At 33.9% G+C, this 16227-nt stretch carries 20 protein-coding genes; all 20 read left to right on the top strand.

Annotated elements, in window-relative coordinates:
* Positions 1-636 precede the first annotated feature (636 nt).
* The 20 genes from PBV87_RS11240 to PBV87_RS11145 all read left to right on the top strand — a co-directional run bounded on the left by PBV87_RS11240 (position 637) and on the right by PBV87_RS11145 (position 16103).
* Complete coding sequence (locus PBV87_RS11240) at positions 637-795, top strand: hypothetical protein (RefSeq protein ID WP_271012349.1); 159 nt, start codon at positions 637-639, stop codon at positions 793-795.
* Positions 796-896: 101 nt separating this feature from the next.
* Positions 897-1820 (top strand): ParM/StbA family protein, encoded by a 924-nt coding sequence (locus PBV87_RS11235; protein ID WP_271012348.1) that lies wholly within the window; start codon positions 897-899, stop codon positions 1818-1820.
* The gene (locus tag PBV87_RS11230; protein WP_271012347.1) at positions 1817-2113 is read left to right on the top strand and encodes a hypothetical protein; all 297 of its coding nucleotides are present in this window, start codon (positions 1817-1819) and stop codon (positions 2111-2113) included. The genes PBV87_RS11235 and PBV87_RS11230 overlap by 4 nt, the downstream gene beginning before the upstream one ends.
* A gap of 107 nt (positions 2114-2220) precedes the next feature.
* Positions 2221-2727, top strand: coding sequence for an RNA polymerase sigma factor (locus tag PBV87_RS11225; protein ID WP_271012346.1), 507 nt, complete (start codon positions 2221-2223; stop codon positions 2725-2727).
* Positions 2728-3746: 1019 nt separating this feature from the next.
* Positions 3747-4502: a DNA adenine methylase gene (locus PBV87_RS11220; RefSeq protein ID WP_271012345.1), complete on the top strand. Its 756-nt coding sequence runs from the start codon at positions 3747-3749 to the stop codon at positions 4500-4502.
* An 18-nt stretch (positions 4503-4520) separates the two neighbouring features.
* Entirely contained in the window at positions 4521-5081 is a 561-nt protein-coding gene (locus PBV87_RS11215) for a site-specific integrase (RefSeq protein ID WP_271012344.1), read from the top strand.
* A 410-nt stretch (positions 5082-5491) separates the two neighbouring features.
* Complete coding sequence (locus PBV87_RS11210) at positions 5492-6013, top strand: hypothetical protein (protein WP_271012343.1); 522 nt, start codon at positions 5492-5494, stop codon at positions 6011-6013.
* Positions 5964-7796 (top strand): phage terminase large subunit family protein, encoded by a 1833-nt coding sequence (locus PBV87_RS11205; protein ID WP_271012342.1) that lies wholly within the window; start codon positions 5964-5966, stop codon positions 7794-7796. The genes PBV87_RS11210 and PBV87_RS11205 overlap by 50 nt, the downstream gene beginning before the upstream one ends.
* Positions 7797-7991 (top strand): peptidylprolyl isomerase, encoded by a 195-nt coding sequence (locus tag PBV87_RS11200; RefSeq protein ID WP_271012341.1) that lies wholly within the window; start codon positions 7797-7799, stop codon positions 7989-7991.
* A gap of 27 nt (positions 7992-8018) precedes the next feature.
* Positions 8019-9491, top strand: a complete 1473-nt coding sequence (locus tag PBV87_RS11195) for a phage portal protein (RefSeq protein WP_271012340.1) — start codon at positions 8019-8021, stop codon at positions 9489-9491.
* Entirely contained in the window at positions 9469-10077 is a 609-nt protein-coding gene (locus tag PBV87_RS11190) for an HK97 family phage prohead protease (protein ID WP_271012339.1), read from the top strand. Before PBV87_RS11195 ends, PBV87_RS11190 begins: the two co-directional genes overlap by 23 nt.
* A gap of 10 nt (positions 10078-10087) precedes the next feature.
* Positions 10088-11578 (top strand): phage major capsid protein, encoded by a 1491-nt coding sequence (locus PBV87_RS11185; protein WP_271012338.1) that lies wholly within the window; start codon positions 10088-10090, stop codon positions 11576-11578.
* A gap of 52 nt (positions 11579-11630) precedes the next feature.
* The gene (locus PBV87_RS11180; RefSeq protein WP_271012337.1) at positions 11631-11960 is read left to right on the top strand and encodes a DUF2190 family protein; all 330 of its coding nucleotides are present in this window, start codon (positions 11631-11633) and stop codon (positions 11958-11960) included.
* Positions 11961-11973: 13 nt separating this feature from the next.
* Positions 11974-12273 (top strand): hypothetical protein, encoded by a 300-nt coding sequence (locus tag PBV87_RS11175; RefSeq protein WP_271012336.1) that lies wholly within the window; start codon positions 11974-11976, stop codon positions 12271-12273.
* Positions 12274-12280: 7 nt separating this feature from the next.
* On the top strand, positions 12281-12598 hold the full coding sequence (locus PBV87_RS11170) for a hypothetical protein (protein ID WP_271012335.1): 318 nt from the start codon (positions 12281-12283) through the stop codon (positions 12596-12598).
* Positions 12564-13214 (top strand): hypothetical protein, encoded by a 651-nt coding sequence (locus tag PBV87_RS11165; protein WP_271012334.1) that lies wholly within the window; start codon positions 12564-12566, stop codon positions 13212-13214. Before PBV87_RS11170 ends, PBV87_RS11165 begins: the two co-directional genes overlap by 35 nt.
* 2 nt (positions 13215-13216) lie before the next feature.
* Positions 13217-13741: a hypothetical protein gene (locus tag PBV87_RS11160; RefSeq protein WP_271012333.1), complete on the top strand. Its 525-nt coding sequence runs from the start codon at positions 13217-13219 to the stop codon at positions 13739-13741.
* A gap of 13 nt (positions 13742-13754) precedes the next feature.
* Positions 13755-15215 (top strand): phage tail sheath family protein, encoded by a 1461-nt coding sequence (locus PBV87_RS11155; RefSeq protein ID WP_271012332.1) that lies wholly within the window; start codon positions 13755-13757, stop codon positions 15213-15215.
* Positions 15215-15721 (top strand): phage major tail tube protein, encoded by a 507-nt coding sequence (locus tag PBV87_RS11150; RefSeq protein ID WP_271012331.1) that lies wholly within the window; start codon positions 15215-15217, stop codon positions 15719-15721. Before PBV87_RS11155 ends, PBV87_RS11150 begins: the two co-directional genes overlap by 1 nt.
* Before the next feature lie 46 nt (positions 15722-15767).
* Positions 15768-16103 carry a hypothetical protein gene (locus PBV87_RS11145; protein ID WP_271012330.1) on the top strand — a complete coding sequence of 112 codons (336 nt, stop codon included), beginning with the start codon at positions 15768-15770 and terminating at the stop codon, positions 16101-16103.
* Positions 16104-16227 lie beyond the last annotated feature (124 nt).

Below are 16227 nucleotides of genomic sequence, written 5' to 3'. Positions count from 1 at the left end.
TAAAAAAATATCCCTTGGCAAAGAAATATAACCACAGTAATGGGAGATGGATTTCTTACTTTTAATAGCCAAGGGATATTTTATAGATAGGTATGTATATCAATTAAGAAAAGGAGTCCTATCTAACAATTATTATAAATTAAGAATTTAGTATAAGCAATAAAAAATGTTTTTGGCCAAAAAAATACCCCCTTGGTGGTAGGAGTATGTTTGTTCTTTATATGGCTGAAAATAAAAACATCTTTAGATACCAAGGGAGTATTCCATTAAGGGAAGTTATTAATGACTGATAACTTCTCCTATAAAGGTTAAAGGAAAATATAGGGGAAGTTAAATAGATAATAAAAAGACTATAATTACTATCTAATAATTATTATAAATTATATTTTTGTAATAAGCAATAAAAATTCATTTTTACCATTTAAAAATTATATAAACATAAAAAATACTTCCTTAGGATTGATAGAATAATTTCAGAGAGGGTAAGTCACTGTTTTTATATTAAAATCCTAAAGAAGTATTATGAAATAAGGCGTATGCGTAACCTATTTCGTAACTATTATACACAAGTATAAAAAACAAGTAAATAGTAAAAAATATTCAATAAGCAAAATTTGTTTTTGGAAGGAGAAAAATATGTCTGATGAAATCAAATGGGAATGTCCAAGGTGTGAGAAAATCAATACATCTGAATGGGCCAATGCAATGGTTGAGTATCAAAAATGTGAACATTGTGGAATTACATGTGATGTTCAAGTGACAGTAGCATTAGAGGGTGTAGAAGTTATTGAATAGGATTTGTATTACAATGTATTACAAAAATCTAAATGTAATACATTGTAATACACGAAAATAAGAAAATGTATTACATTGTAATACAAAATGGAGGAACTAGGATGAAAATTATAGCAGTAGACGCAGGAAAATATGCAACAAAGGCATTGGCAGCAAGTGGGGATAAAGTTCTTTTTAGAACAAAGAGTACACAACTTACAGCAAGTTTAGATATTGAAGCAACAGGAAACAGTAATAAAGTTATTTATGAAGATGATACATATATTATTGGAGAACAAGGTGAACAGATAGACTACGGGCTTGAAAAAAATACATTACTACATAAGATGGCCATATATACAGCAGCCTATCGATTGGGATGCAAAGGAGAAATAGCAGCTGTTATTGGATGTCCTACGAATATCTATTTAAGTAAGGAGAATAGAAAAGCCTTTCAAGATAACATTAAACAAAAGCCTAAGAAGTTTGTAGTAGATGGGAAACTGCAAAATATTGACTTTAAAAGAGTATTGATTATGCCAGAATCGTCAGGGGTAGTTTATACAAATAAAGAACTTTTTATAGGTAAGCGAGTAGGTGTTATTGATTTAGGTGGAAGAAACATGAACTTTGGTATTTACGATAATCTCGTGCCTCAACCGAATTCTATGATGACAACCAACCAAGGCTCTATGCATATAGAAGCCATGATTAAACGAGAATTTGAAGCGAGATATAGAAGAGGGTTAGCACCAAGAGATATAGAAAATATTATTTTAAATGGTGGTATTAAGTACCAGGGGAAATTTGAGCCTGAAAGTAAAAAGGCTTTAAGTAAAATCTATAAGGCATATGTTGAGGAAGTCATTGCAGATTTAAAGAAAGAGTTTCCACTGGACTTAATGGATATAGTGGTTACTGGAGGGACAAGTATACTTGTTAAAGAAGCACTTCAAGAGGTCGTACCACATGCTCAGACTGTTGAAGAAACACAGTGGACTAATGTGGCAGGATTTCTTGAAATAGGGAAGGTGAAGTTTAAGTGAGTAAACCACGTGATATAGTGCCAGTTGGTTTTGATAATGATCCTGAGCTGCATGACTATGTGAAGTCAAAATGTAAAGGAAATAAATCGGAGTTTATACGTTACTGTATTAGAAAAGAAATGATGGAGGAAAGAAAAACATCACTAAATGAAAAAGACTTAGATATTAGGATAGAGAACATAGTTAGGAAATGCCTTGAAGAGTTTAACCCAATGGTAGTTAAAGTTAAAGGTGAAGATAATCACGAGGATAAAGATTTACTTGAGGCAGCAAGTTTTTTTGATGAGGATTAATTGAATAAGGACCTGTACACTTGGATTAAATTTTGATGATTTAGTCCAAGTGTTTTGGTGCTTATTTAAGCAATCAAATGAAAGTTTGGCTAATAGGAGGGATTAGGATGAAAAATAAATATTTAAAAGAGACAATAGAGTGTTTAGAAAACTATAGAGAATATAAAGAAAGGTTAGAGCTGAAAAAAGGATTTCTAAAGAAATTGAAAAGTGAAAGAGAAAATAATGATAGGGAAGCTGATATTAAAAGTACTGCGTATGATGTCACACCTGCAAAAACAAATAAAGTAACTTCTATAGTAGAAAAAATTGCTATTAAAAATATTCAAATGGAAGTAGATTTAGAAGACGAAATAGATTCATTACAATTTTATATAAGGCGAATAGACTTAAGCTTAATGGATCTCAAGAAAGAGTGGAGAGATATATTAGAGTTAAAATATATAGGGGGTTATACTTGGGAGTATGTAACAAGAAAAATGGGATTGAGTGAGTCGACGTGTAGAAGGTATTCTGAAAAAGGGATTAAAGCATTAGCAAATAAAATAAAAGGAGATGAAAGCTATATAGATTTACCTTTGTTTAAGTATATCTATATTGATAAAGTAGAGTAGTCATAGGCATGCTTTTAATTGGTTAAATATAGATTTAGTTATAAAAATACAATAAAGTTAAAATAAAAAAGAGATATTTTATTGATAGGTAAATTAGTATCTATTAAATAGAGATATACGAGGTGAATTAATGAAGATAATTGCAATTGTGGCTGTTAGCGGCGGAGGAAAAATAACAATGGTTAATTGAGAGATTTCCCCAATCTACTTCTGTTTTTACATAAAAAAGAAGTAGATTGGGGAAATCTACTTCTTTTAATATTGGAGTCCTATAAATTTAGGGGAGTCATAGGACTAGTTTATAAATATTACTAAATAGACAAGTAATACTTATAGATATATAATATCATCTTAATATAAATATAGTCAATATTACTTACTATTAAAAAATAATATATACAATTAATGAAAGTTTATAGAGATAAATATTATAATGTGATATAATATTTAATGTTGGGAGTTATTTAGGGGAATATAATATAGAAAAAGATACTAAATTTTAATGGGGATTAGATTAGTATCTTTTTTTGTTTTATTTATAGGGAGAATTAGTGTAAGTTCTTGATATTTGCAAGAAATTGTAATCTACATATACTGTAGTCGATTTAAAGTATGAGTTTTATTATTTATAAACACTGCGATTAGTAGTAAGTAAAAGAGAGAGTCGCTTTACTAATAGAAAGCAGCTTTTTTGTTGATGGATGGGACTAAAAATATTATAAGAGATAAGCTATTAATGACTTACTTCTTATTTTTGCTAAGAGGCTGAACAAATAGTGAACAGATGATAGAAGATTTTGAACAGGAAAGAACAGATGTTGAACAGCCACTGAATAGATTGCCATGTTAATATGTTAATGGGTGAACGAAAGAAAACATCCTAAATATTGAGTTCATCCTAATTCCCTAAAATATTAAAAAGATAGGGTAACCTATCAAATATTAGTTTTAATAATCCTTGTTCAAAACGGTGTGTAATAACCCAATCAAAAACTGTTTTGTAAAGGAGAATATAACAAATGATGAAACCACCAATACCTCGTATGGGAGGAAAATCAAAATTAAGAAAGACTATTTTAGAAAGAATACCTGAGCATACTTGTTACATAGAGCCATTCTTTGGAGCTGGATGGGTATACTTTGGTAAAGAACCGAGTAAGGTTGAAGTGATTAATGACGTTGACAAAGAACTTATAAATATGTTCCGTATAATCAAGTACCATGCACCAGAGATAGAAAGAGTGCTAGAGTATGAGTTTTCTGGTAGAGACATGTTTGAAGAGTATAAGCACTGTACAATTGAATATCTTACCGATATTCAAAGAGCAGTACGCTTTCTATATCTCATCTCACAAAGCTTTGCAGGGAAAGGTAGTACATATGGCTATGGAACAAGTAAAATACCCGCACCACAGATATTTTATCAAGGTATACTTAGTGACATTAAAGGAAGACTTAGAAATACATATGTAGAAAATAAAAGCTTTGAGGATATTATCAAAAGATATGATAGACCTCATAGCTTTTTCTTTTGCGATCCACCTTATTTTGAAACTGCAGGTTATGGTAATGAATTTGGAGAGCAAGAGCATCTTTTATTAAGAGATACATTATCTAAGATAAAAGGTAAATTTGTAGTTACAATAAACGACCATCCCGAAGTCAGAGAATGGTACAAAGATTTTAACATAGAAGAAGTACAAGTATCCTATTCAATAGCTAAAGAACAAAAGGCTAGAAAAGAGTATGGAGAGCTGATCATTACAAATTATTAAATAAAGGAGGTAATATGTTTGAATACAGTAGAGCCAATTAGAGACTTCAATCTTATATTGGATATTGCAGATTATCTAAGAGAGCACAATGAAAGAGATTATGTACTCTTTATGTTTGGTATTTATTCAGGACTACGAATATCAGACATATTACCGTTAAAGGTAAGAGATGTTAGAAATGTAGACTACATATATTTACGAGAAGAAAAGACAGATAAGGAAAAAAGATTCCCTATCAATGATGAACTTAAGAAGATACTACATCATTACATAAAAGGGAAGAGAGACTATGAATATTTATTTAGAAAGAGCAAAGGAAAGAATGAGCCTATTACACGTCAAAGAGTATGGCAGATTCTAAACAATGCTGCAAGTTATTTTGGATATAAAGATAAGATAGGATGTCATACGTTGCGTAAGACATTTGGCTATTGGCTTTATCAAACGACCAAAGATGCTGCAGCTATTATGGATATCTTAAATCATTCAGATATATCTATTACTAAACGGTATATAGGTGTGAATCAAGATAGTAAAGATCAATTAATGAAGGGGTTATCTTTTCAAAAGAAGAGATGACCTTTTTAGTTTGTATCTTTTACATATTGAGAGCAAGGTAAAACCGTAAAGAAATTATAAGAGTTTCTTCTATTACAGTAAAACAAAAAGAGAAGTTTAACAGAATAATAAGATAAGTAAAATATCACACAACTTAATATAGAGTATATAAACCTAATAATATCAATGGGTAAGCTTGTTTATCAATGAAAGAGAGAATAAGTAAGCACGACGAAAATTAAAAGGTACTTGGACGAGGGTGGGGGCTATGCGGGTCTAGCGAGGCCCGAGGCTTCTGTCATTATAAAATTTTTGAAAGTAGGTTAATATGAGGATTTTATAAATTAAAAATGAAGTCCATGAAAGCTTTGTGGCTCTAAGGCTACAGCTTGGGAAATATTTAATTTTAAATTAACCCTAGGAGGAAGTATATGGCGAAAGAAGTTGGAGTTAAAATTATAGAAGGTAAAACATGTTTATCGACTGGTTTTTTAGCAGATGCCTTTGGGGTAACTAAAAAGACAGTCAATCAGTGGGAGAAGAAGGGATGTCCTAAAATATCTCATGGTTATTGGTATTTGCCAGATGTTTTGAAATGGCGAGATGAATCCAATAGGCAAATGCCAGAAGATACAGATATAGAAACGATGCCTATTACCTATCAAAAAGTATTTTATGAAACACAGCTTAAAAAGGCACAGACTGAAAATGCTGATTTAAAAAATGCTATTGCAAGGGGCGATTATCTACTTAAAATGGATGCGATAGCTGAACTTGAAAGATATTTCATTATATTTAAGCGTTCGGCGCTTGGATTAGTTGCTAAGATTGGTGTAGATATTGCACCTTATGTAGACGAGGTAGAAGCGAGAAGGGTGGAAAATAAGATTAGAGAAACTATAAATGAGGCATTGGAGCAGTTTGCTGAAAATGGCATTTGTAAAGAAAAGTAAAAAGGTTAATATTCCTAGTTGGATTCTTCAGGCGTTAAAAGTTTTAAAACCACCCGAAAAAATAACCGTTTCAGAATGGGCAGATAAGTATCGTATATTAGATGCTCAAACAAGTGCTGAACCAGGTAAATGGAATACTAGTAGAACAGAGTATCTAAAAGGTATTATGAATGCTTTTACAGATATAGAGGTAGAGAAAATAGTATTTGTAAAACCTACACAGGTAGGGGGGACAGAGTGCCTTAACAACATGATTGGTTATGTTATTGCCCAAGATCCTAGCCCCACTATGATTGTCTATCCAACAGAAAAACTTGCCGAGTTTACAAGTAAAAAAAGAGTTCAGCCGATGATCAATTTATCTCCAGTGTTAGCAGAAAAATATAGAAGCAATGAAAGTAAATTACTTGAGCTTAACTTTAATGGGATGTATATCGTATTAGTTGGAGCAAATTCAGAATCTGATTTAGCAAGTAGACCCGTAAGATTTATTTTTTTTGATGAGGTAGATAAACATCCGACCTATACGGGTAAAGAGGCTGACCCTATATCCCTTGCTAAAGAGCGTACGAGAACATTTCCTAATACAAAGAAAATATTTTTAACATCAACACCTACATTGAAAAGAGGTCCCATATGGCAAGAATGGCTTAATGCAGACAGTCAGTATGAATACTTCGTACCATGCCCTCATTGTGGTACCTATCAAAAGCTACTCTTTAAACAAGTTAAATGGAAGACTGATACAAAGTCACCTAAAGAAGCGAGAGAAACAGCTTATTATGAATGTGAAGCTTGTCAGGAGACTATTCAAGATAATCATAAACCACAGATGATTAGAAATGGTGAATGGAGATGTATAAATGGAAGTGGCAAACGTTCTGTGGCTTTTCATCTGAATGCTATTTATTCTCCGTGGGTTCGATTTGGAGATGTAGCTTATGAGTTTGTATCTTCTCACAACTATCCTGAAAAACTGATGAACTTTATTAACTCTTGGCTTGGAGAGCCTTGGGAAGATACAAAAACTAAGATGGATAGTGATATTGTATTTGAACGTCAATCAGAATATACAGAAGGTATTGTACCAGATGAAGCGTTGATACTTACTGGAGGTGTAGACGTTCAAAAAGATTGTTTCTACTTCACTATAAGAGCATGGGGACCATATATGACATCATGGAATATATTACATGGTAAGGTAGACACTTGGGAAGAGATAGATTTTATTATGAATCAAAGTTTTAGTAGTGCTAACGGTCAGTCATACCTTGTGAACTTGACTTTAATTGACTCTGGAAATGATACAGAAAATGTTTATCAATTTTGTGTTGACAATCAAGATTGGGCCATGGCATGTAAAGGTTCATCAAATACAATCACAGCTAAATATAAGCTAGCAAATATTGATAAGATAGATAGTTGCGCTTATGGTATGAGGTTATGCATTGTAGATGGTAGCCAATATAAAAATATGATTTATGCAAGGATGCGTAAAGAAAATGGAATAGGTTCATGGATGGTCTATGATGGTGTAGATATGGACTATGCAAAACAAGTTACCAGTGAAGAGAAGGTTGTTGAAAGAAGAGGCGGGCGAGATGTAGAAGTCTGGAAAACCAAAACAAGCCATGCAGACAATCACTATTTAGACTGTGAGGTTTATGCAGCAGCAGCGGCAGACCTATTACATGTAAGATATATGATGCCGCAAGGTAATGAACAAAAAGTAGAAGAAACAGAGCAAAATAACTGGATAAATAATAATAAGGAGTGGATTTAGATGGACAGGCTTAATCAAATTAATATGGCAATTACTGCAATTGAGCAAGGTGCTCAGGAATATCAGATAGGCAGTAGAAGAATTAAGAAAGCTGAGCTGAGTGTCCTTTATCAAGAAAGAAGAAGATTGGAGCAAGAATTACGTGAACAAGAGAATTATGGTGGTGTAACTGTAGCTTGTTTTGACAGAAGATAAGGGATGTACTTGAAAGGAGGTGAGAAAATGAACTGGCTTGATAGAGGCATAGCAGCAGTATCGCCTAGATGGGCCTATAATCGTATGGCATGGAGAGATTCCTTAAGGTCTTATGATGCTGGCACTAAAAGTAGGCTAAATGCAAATTGGACAACCGTTAATGGAACAGCAGAGCAGGCAAATCAAGCGCATCGGGATGTCTTACGAGCAAGAGCAAGAGATCTAGAAAGAAATTCTGATATTTTAGAAGGTCTTATCAATCCATTTGAAAGAAATGTTATTGGTACAGGTATCATGGCACAAGCAAAGGTAGCAGATTTAGATGGAAATGAAGATGAAAAACTCAATGCTGAAATTGAAGAGTTGTGGGAAGAGTGGTGTCATGCAAAAAATTGTGATGTGGCAGGGACACAATGCTTTGATGAGTTTCAAGCTATGGCTGTAAGAAGGAAAAAAGTAGATGGAGGAATTATATTCATCAAATGTTATACAGATGATGGAATAATTCCTTTTTGTTTGCAAGCAAAAGAGGTAGATGAACTAGATACTTCTTACTCTTTAAGTAAAACTTCAGAAGGAAATAGGATTATTGGAGGGATTGAAGTCAATCAATACAACAGACCTGTTGCCTATTATTTTAAACAGTACTCACCAGATGGCTACTGGACAGGTGGTACAGAGCGCATTGAAGCCAATAGGGTAATCTATTTATTTAGTAAGAAGCGACCTACTCAAATTCGTGAAGTAACAGAGTTGGCCAGAACGATGCCGATAGTCAAAGAGGTCAATGAGTTTGTAGAAGCTATATCTGTTAAAGAGCGTATTTTAGCTTGCTTATCTGTATTCATTAAAAAGAATACACCAACAGGCACAGTTGGTAGAGGTGGAATCATAGATAAAAAAAGTGGTTATCCTGTTAGGTCTATTAGTCCAGGTATGATTCATGAATTACAACCAGGTGATGATGTAACAACGGTTAATCCGAGTGGTCAATCATCCAATGCGAAAGAATTTATTATGACTCAACAACGTATTGCAGGAGCAGGACAAGGCTTAAGTTATGAGGCATCTTCTAGAGATATGTCGCAGGTTAACTATTCAAGTGCAAGACAGGGATTGTTAGAAGACCAAAGAACGTATCAAATGGAACAAAAGTATTTGATAGATCATTTCTGTAGAGAAGTCTATATAGAATTTATTATTTCAGCAGTCTTAAGTGGGAAATTACCTATTAAAGACTTTTGGAGCAATACAAAAAAATACCTTAAGCATGACTGGGTTACACCAGGATGGAGTTGGATAGATCCATTAAAAGAAGTAAGAGCCAACCAATTTGCTCTAGAATCTGGTATGGATACTTTGGCCAACATTTGTGGTTCAAGAGGGCTTGATTGGAAGGAAGTCATGAAACAACGTGCCAAAGAAAAAGCTTTTGAAAAAGGCTTATTTCCGCAAGAGAAGGAAGGTGAAGAAGTAAATGGAGAAGAAAAGACCGAATAGTGGGGAAACACAACAAAGAAGTATTCCACTAGCCATTAGACAAGTCAATGAAGAAGAACGCAGGATATCTGTTTCGTTTTCAAGTGAGACACCTGTTAATAGATGGTATGGCCAAGAAATTCTTTGCCATGATGAAGAATGTGTAGATTTTATGCGTTTAAATGAAATGGGTGTATCACTCTTTAATCATGATCGAGATAAGGTCATTGGACGTATTGAAAATGCTATATGTAATGCAACAGAAAAAAGAACGTACTGTGACATTGTTTTTGATGATGATGAAGAGAGTGAAAAGATTTACAAGAAAGTAAGAAGTGGAACATTAAAAGGTGTATCAGTAGGTTATACAGTCTCTTGTTGGGAGGAAGTAAGAGCAGGTGCTACATCTAGTAATGGGCGCTTTATTGGGCCATGTGAAGTTGCAACAAAGTGGCAACCTTATGAAGTATCTATTGTATCTATTCCAGCAGACCCTAGTGTTGGTGTGGGTAGAGAATTAGATGAAATGATGCAACAAAAACAAGTTGAGAATATTGTTCTTTCAAATTTAGAAAGGCAAGTTCAAATAAATAAAAATTACCTATAGGAGAAAGAAAATGGATAAGAAAGAGTTAATTAAACAAAAAACACAAAGACAGCAGTCATTATTAGATGCAGCTAGGAATGGAAATAGAGCATTGGCAGACACAGAACAAGCAGAATTTGATTCCTTACAAAGAGAAATTGAGACCTTGAAAAGAGAAATCGAGGAAGAAGAAAGAGTACAAGGTAGTAATGATGATATTCAAAGAGTATTACAAGCAGAGCGTGAACGTTATGCAGCCATTGCAGAAATTTGTGGTACAGCTAGTCAAAGAGGATTAGAACTTGATATGCAAGATTTTATCAAGAGAGGGTTAAGCATAGAACAAGTAAATGCTGAGGTGCTAAAAAGATTTATGAATATGAATGAACCTATTTCATCAGGACGTTCAGAAGGTCATTTACATGTACATAAAGATGAGACAGATAAAATACGTGATGCAGCATCAGATGCATTACAGATGCGTGCATTTGGTAATGTAGAAAATCCAGCAGAAGGTGCTAGGGAAATGCGTGGCATGAAATTAAGAGATATTGCTGTTGAATGTTTACAGCGTTCAGGCGTAACATATGCATACCGTTTAGATGATGATGAACTTTTACGAAGAGCCTTAAGTCCAGAAAGTCAATTTGCAAGTATCCTTTCTGATACAGTGAATAAATCTATGGCAAGAGGTAACCAGATTGCTCAAACAACCTTTGAACGTTGGACAAGTATTGGAAGCAATCCAGACTTTAAAGGTGCAACACACTATCAAATTTCTGAAGCTGGCGATCTTACAAGAATGAGTGAAACAGGTGAGTTCACATTTGATGAACTGAAAGACCAAGGTGTTAAAAAATCTATTGCAACCTTTGGTAAAAAGTTTGGATTTACACGTCAAGCTATGATTAATGATGATTTAGGCATCTTAACTAAGATTCCTATGCTTTACGTTCAATCAGCTCGACGTGGGATTAATAAGCTTGTTTATCAACAACTTATGAGCAATCCAACTATTTTTGATAACAAGCCTTTATTCCATGCTGATCATGGTAACTTAGGAACAGCAGGGGCATTATCTAATAAGACATTAGCAGAGATGAAAACTCTAATGAAACGTCAAAAAGGTATTGCAGGTAAGCAGGCTTTAAATATTTCACCAAAATTCCTTATTGTACCACCAGAGTTGGAAAATGAAGCACTACAACTCTTAACATCTATGGCATTACCAGGCCAACAAAATGCAGGTGTGAATAATATTTGGAGAAATGCCCTTGAACTCGTTGTAGATGCAGAACTTGAAGCAGATGGAAGTAATTTATTGAATTATTTCTTAGCAGCAGATCCAATGTTATCAGATACCATTGAGGTTACCTATTTAAATGGTGACGATATGCCTAAACTTGAAAGTAGAATGGGCTTTGACTTTTTAGGGATGGAATGGCGAATTTATATGGATTATGGTGTAACCGTTACAGACTTTAAAGGTCTTGCTAAGAATAATGGAGTAGCATTATCATAAAAGGACTTATTAAGAAGTCCTTTTGATATATAAATATAGGAGGTGCCTAAATATGGCTAAAGTAACATTTATTCAAGAAGGGAAGATTATTAATTTTACAGCTCAAAAGGAGATTGCTTATAACGATATTGTACCAATTGGAAATTGTGTAGGCGTTGCAGCAGAAAGTATTCATGCAGGTTCAACCGGAGGGGTAAGGATGACAGGTGTTTATGAAATGCCAGCTGCAGCAGAAACAATGGAGGTAGGAGACACACTTTATTGGGACAATGACAATAACTATGTTACGAAAACAAAAGGTGAACTGACTTGTATAGCAGGAATAGCTGTTTCTAAAAAAGCAGGCTCAGGAGCTGGGACTGTATACTGTAGAATTGGTTAGGAGGAGATAGAAGATGGTAAAACTAACAAATCCACTTAATAGAGATGGCATCCTTTATGAAAAGGGTGCTCTTTTAACCTTATCCTTAAAGGATGAACGAGAACTTATAGCGAATGGTTTGGCAGAGGCTTATCCCTCATTAAAAACAGATGAGAAGTCAGATGATGAGGAGAATAAAGAAGAGTTGTACAAAGAAGGTTGTCAAGTAGATGGACCTAAAGAAGTAGAAGCAGTCCAAACAGATAAAGAAGATCCAGAACCTAAAGAAGTTAAAAAAACTTCAACACGTATAGGTAGAACATCTAAAAAGTAGGTGTGTGATGAATTTTAAAGAAACAATTAATAAAGATTTACAGCATCTGTTTTTTAATACAAATGAATTTGCAGAGCAGCATACTCTTAATGGTATTTCAGTAGAAGTCATTATTGATAATGATAGACTGAAGGAACGCTCAAAAAAAGAATATGATGGTCTATACATTGGTGAATTACTCTTTTTTATTCCAGTAGAAAAGACACCTATCAAACTTAAACAAGACATGCCTCTTGTTTTTGATGGAAAGCAAACCTCTATCTTTTCGTTAAGAGAGGATATGGGAATGTATGAGGTCATTCTTAATCGTAATTCTGGTAGTTAATATGGGAAAAGGTCTTATACAGATTGATACAAGGCAGATAGATTTGCTTTCTGTTGAACTTCAATCATTTCCCAAACAAACACAAACAGCCATATATCATGCTCTTAAAAGAAGTCTTGATCAAACAAAAAATGAGATTGGACGAATTGTACCTAAAGAGTATGCCATTAAAGCAAAAGAAGTAAAGGAATCTTTTGCTGGTGGTGTTAATTATCCAACCAAGTCTAATTTAGAAGCTTCTCTTACATCAAAAGGTAAGAGATTAAGTTTTGCACATTTCCCCTTTACACCTAAGACATCTATAAGAAAAGGGAAGCGTGCAGTAGTTAAAGTAACAATTAAGAAGAGCAGACCTAAAGTTACTTCTAAAGTTGGTTTTACGGCAAGTACAGGTGCTAAAAGTGATGATAAGGTACAATTTAACGTATTTAGACGTTTAGGAAAAGAAAGATTTCCTATTGCACCAATTAGAACATTATCTATTCCTCAAATGATTACTGCTGAAGGAATAGATGAGAAGATACAAAGCTTTGCTCTTGAAAAGTTTGAACAACGTCTTGAGCATGAGACCAACAGAGCTATGGATAGAATACAGAATAAAATAAAAGGAGGCTAACCATGCATACAGTAAGAACATTGGAAATCGTTAAAGATTTTTTAGAACAGCAAGTCTCTCCTAATATTCGTTTACAAAAGGCATCAGATGAAGATGTGCTTCAGTATGAATTAGTGCATCCAAATATTTTTATAGGATGGGTACCTCCACAGGGCTATTTACCGGATGAGTTAGAAAGTAGTATACCATGCTTAGTCGTAGGATTGGATACTGGTGCAGATATACATAAAGAAAGTGAGTTTGATATTAAGATTTCTTTTGCAGTGTATTCGTCAGGAGAACATAAACCAGATGGTTCTTATGTCCCTAATTTTAATGGATACTTAGATTTATTAAATCTTATGGATTTAACCAAGGCGAAACTAAGTCAGCAGATTATTTTAGGTAATAAGCTTAAAATCAGTGATGAGATTAAGTGGGGAATGTACCAAGATCAGCCTTATCCTTATTGGTATGGATATATGACGTTTTCAGTACAAGGAAGTGCTTATCCAAGGGTAGAAGTACAAAAATTATTAAATGAATGAAAGGGTGAAAAATATGTATAAACATGGAGCATTTGCCGAGATTATGGCAACAAAGGATTTTATTCCACCTAAAGATGCTGGAACACTTCCAGTTTACTTTGGAACGCTACCAGCACATCAGAAATTGAATTATGAAGAGCTTGTTAATAAGCCTATTCTTATTAATAGCTTTAAAGAAGCTCAAGAAAAAGTTGGGTACAGTGAGCACTGGGAAGACTTTACACTATGCGAAGCTATCTATGCACACTTTAAAAATAACATTAAACCGATAGGACCTATTATTTTAATAAATGTATTAGATCCTAAAATACATTTATTAAAGGCCAGAACTGCCACACTAAAAAGAGAAACTGTATCAATAACAAATAAAGTAGGCTTTATTTCTACATATAAAGGAATCTTAAAAACCATTTCTATAAATGAAAAAGTAATGGGAGAGGACTATAAAGCTGAGTACACACCAGATGGAGGGCGTATCCGAATTACAGACCTAAAAGGGACATTAGGTTCAAGTGTGGAAGTTACTTTTAATGAAGTAGATCTTTCAAACGTAACAAAAACAGAGATTATTGGAGGAACAAGTTCTGAAGGACACAAAACAGGGATAGATGTTTTAGATCTAGTGTATCAAAACCATAATATGATCCCTACACTTTTATGTGCTCCAAAGTGGAGTAAGATTCCAGAAGTGGATACAGCACTTAAGGCTGCAAGTCAGAAAATTAATGGTCATTGGTATGCTTTTGTAAATAGTGATATTGAATCCAGTACAAGCAATACTATTGATAAGGCTAAAGCAGCTAAAACAGAAGCAGGATTTACAAGTAGTTACGAAGCTCCTTGTTGGCCAATGGCTAAAAATGGAGAAGGTAAGTTATTCCATTTATCCACCTTGGCAACAGTAACTATGCAATGGGTAGATTATGAAAATGGTAATGTGCCTCATGAAACACCATCTAATAAACCTATAGATATTATTGGATTAGTATTAGAAGATGGTACTACTATTGAGTATGACCAGATACAAGCCAATGAGTTGAATAGTAAAGGGATTAGAACAGCAACTTATTGGGGTGGCAGATGGGTACTTTGGGGAGGTCATACAGGAGAGTACGAATATGGTAAAGATATGGACAAGCGTAATATCTTTGATTGTAGTGTACGTATGATTCAGTATATCGCCAATAGTTTTCAAAGTCGCTATGGTATTTTTGTAGATAAACCTATGAATCGAGCCAAAGTTGATACAATCCTAAATGATATGCAGGAATGGTTAGATGCATTAATGGCACAAGGGAAAATCTTACATGGACTAGTAGGCTTTGAAGAAACAAGTAATTCAACTTCAGATATGATTGAGGGAGATTTTACATTTGATATTGAAACCACAACAACCCCTCCTGGAAAAAGTTTAACAGCTAAAATTTGCTATACCAGTAAAGGCTTAAATGTATTATTTGGAGGTGATCAATAATGATGATTGCAGGGAATATCATTGCACATATGTTGTTAGTAGATGGCAAAGAGATTGGAGATCAAGTATCTTGCCAATTACCTTCTATTGAAAAACCAACAAGTGAAATTAAAGGAGCAGGAATACTTGGAAGTATTGATATGCCGATTACAGGTCAGGTTAATAGTATGACTTTAACAATAAATTCACGTTCTATTAATGCAGGTTCAGTAGAACTTGCAAAGCCAGGCGTTCAAAATATTGAATTAAGATTTGTGCAAGATGTAATGCAAAATGATGGTTCAATGATTCCAGCAAGTAGTAAGATTTTTATTACAGGAGTTAACAAGAAATATGATCCAGGTAAAATTGAAAATCAAACTACCATGGATGGAAGTATTGAATTTGAAGTATTAAGATATAGACAAATTATTGATGGTAAAGAAACCTTACTTATTGATAAGCTGAACAATATCTTTAAAATAAACGGAATTGATTACATGGAAAAAGTAAGAGCTGCTCTTTAAAGAGTAGCTTTTTTATTTAAAACTAAAACGAGAAGAGGATTATAAAATGCATAAAGAAATGGTAGAAGTATTAAACACACATGTACTAACACTCAGAAAGCCTATTATGATTAATGGGAATGAAGCTAAGGAACTTACATATGACTTTGAGAATATGACTGCAAGGGACAAATTAAATGCTGGTAGACGTATAAAGGCAGATGGTATCCCGGTATCAGTTGAGGAAATTGATACAGATTACCACATGTACTTATTTGCTGCAGCAGTAGTAAAAGCCAATCCAGAAATGGATATATCAGACGTGCTTAGAATTAGTGCTAAAGATATTCAAAAGGGTGCATCACTTGCAAGAGATTTTTTCTACATCGATTCGGAGGAATAATTGACGACAAGTACCTTCGTAAGCTCATTGCAAAAGTTACCTTAGTCACATCTACATCAGCAGAATATTGCTATAGGCTACCTTTGCAAGAGCTTTTTGAATTCATAGGGGATTTATCAGAAGC

This window comes from Holtiella tumoricola, assembly GCF_027857615.1.
GTDB lineage: Bacteria > Bacillota > Clostridia > Lachnospirales > Cellulosilyticaceae > Holtiella > Holtiella tumoricola.
This window is presented reverse-complemented; position numbering and strand designations above follow the sequence as displayed.

Coding starts and splice junctions, on each gene's coding strand:
- PBV87_RS11190 (WP_271012339.1), top strand. CDS start 9,469: ATGGAGAAGAAAAGACCGAATAGTGGGGAAACACAACAAAGAAGTATT.
- PBV87_RS11220 (WP_271012345.1), top strand. CDS start 3,747: ATGATGAAACCACCAATACCTCGTATGGGAGGAAAATCAAAATTAAGA.
- PBV87_RS11180 (WP_271012337.1), top strand. CDS start 11,631: ATGGCTAAAGTAACATTTATTCAAGAAGGGAAGATTATTAATTTTACA.
- PBV87_RS11195 (WP_271012340.1), top strand. CDS start 8,019: ATGAACTGGCTTGATAGAGGCATAGCAGCAGTATCGCCTAGATGGGCC.
- PBV87_RS11155 (WP_271012332.1), top strand. CDS start 13,755: ATGTATAAACATGGAGCATTTGCCGAGATTATGGCAACAAAGGATTTT.
- PBV87_RS11145 (WP_271012330.1), top strand. CDS start 15,768: ATGCATAAAGAAATGGTAGAAGTATTAAACACACATGTACTAACACTC.
- PBV87_RS11210 (WP_271012343.1), top strand. CDS start 5,492: ATGGCGAAAGAAGTTGGAGTTAAAATTATAGAAGGTAAAACATGTTTA.
- PBV87_RS11175 (WP_271012336.1), top strand. CDS start 11,974: ATGGTAAAACTAACAAATCCACTTAATAGAGATGGCATCCTTTATGAA.
- PBV87_RS11150 (WP_271012331.1), top strand. CDS start 15,215: ATGATGATTGCAGGGAATATCATTGCACATATGTTGTTAGTAGATGGC.
- PBV87_RS11185 (WP_271012338.1), top strand. CDS start 10,088: ATGGATAAGAAAGAGTTAATTAAACAAAAAACACAAAGACAGCAGTCA.
- PBV87_RS11225 (WP_271012346.1), top strand. CDS start 2,221: ATGAAAAATAAATATTTAAAAGAGACAATAGAGTGTTTAGAAAACTAT.
- PBV87_RS11200 (WP_271012341.1), top strand. CDS start 7,797: ATGGACAGGCTTAATCAAATTAATATGGCAATTACTGCAATTGAGCAA.
- PBV87_RS11160 (WP_271012333.1), top strand. CDS start 13,217: ATGCATACAGTAAGAACATTGGAAATCGTTAAAGATTTTTTAGAACAG.
- PBV87_RS11240 (WP_271012349.1), top strand. CDS start 637: ATGTCTGATGAAATCAAATGGGAATGTCCAAGGTGTGAGAAAATCAAT.
- PBV87_RS11165 (WP_271012334.1), top strand. CDS start 12,564: ATGAGGTCATTCTTAATCGTAATTCTGGTAGTTAATATGGGAAAAGGT.
- PBV87_RS11170 (WP_271012335.1), top strand. CDS start 12,281: ATGAATTTTAAAGAAACAATTAATAAAGATTTACAGCATCTGTTTTTT.
- PBV87_RS11205 (WP_271012342.1), top strand. CDS start 5,964: ATGAGGCATTGGAGCAGTTTGCTGAAAATGGCATTTGTAAAGAAAAGT.
- PBV87_RS11235 (WP_271012348.1), top strand. CDS start 897: ATGAAAATTATAGCAGTAGACGCAGGAAAATATGCAACAAAGGCATTG.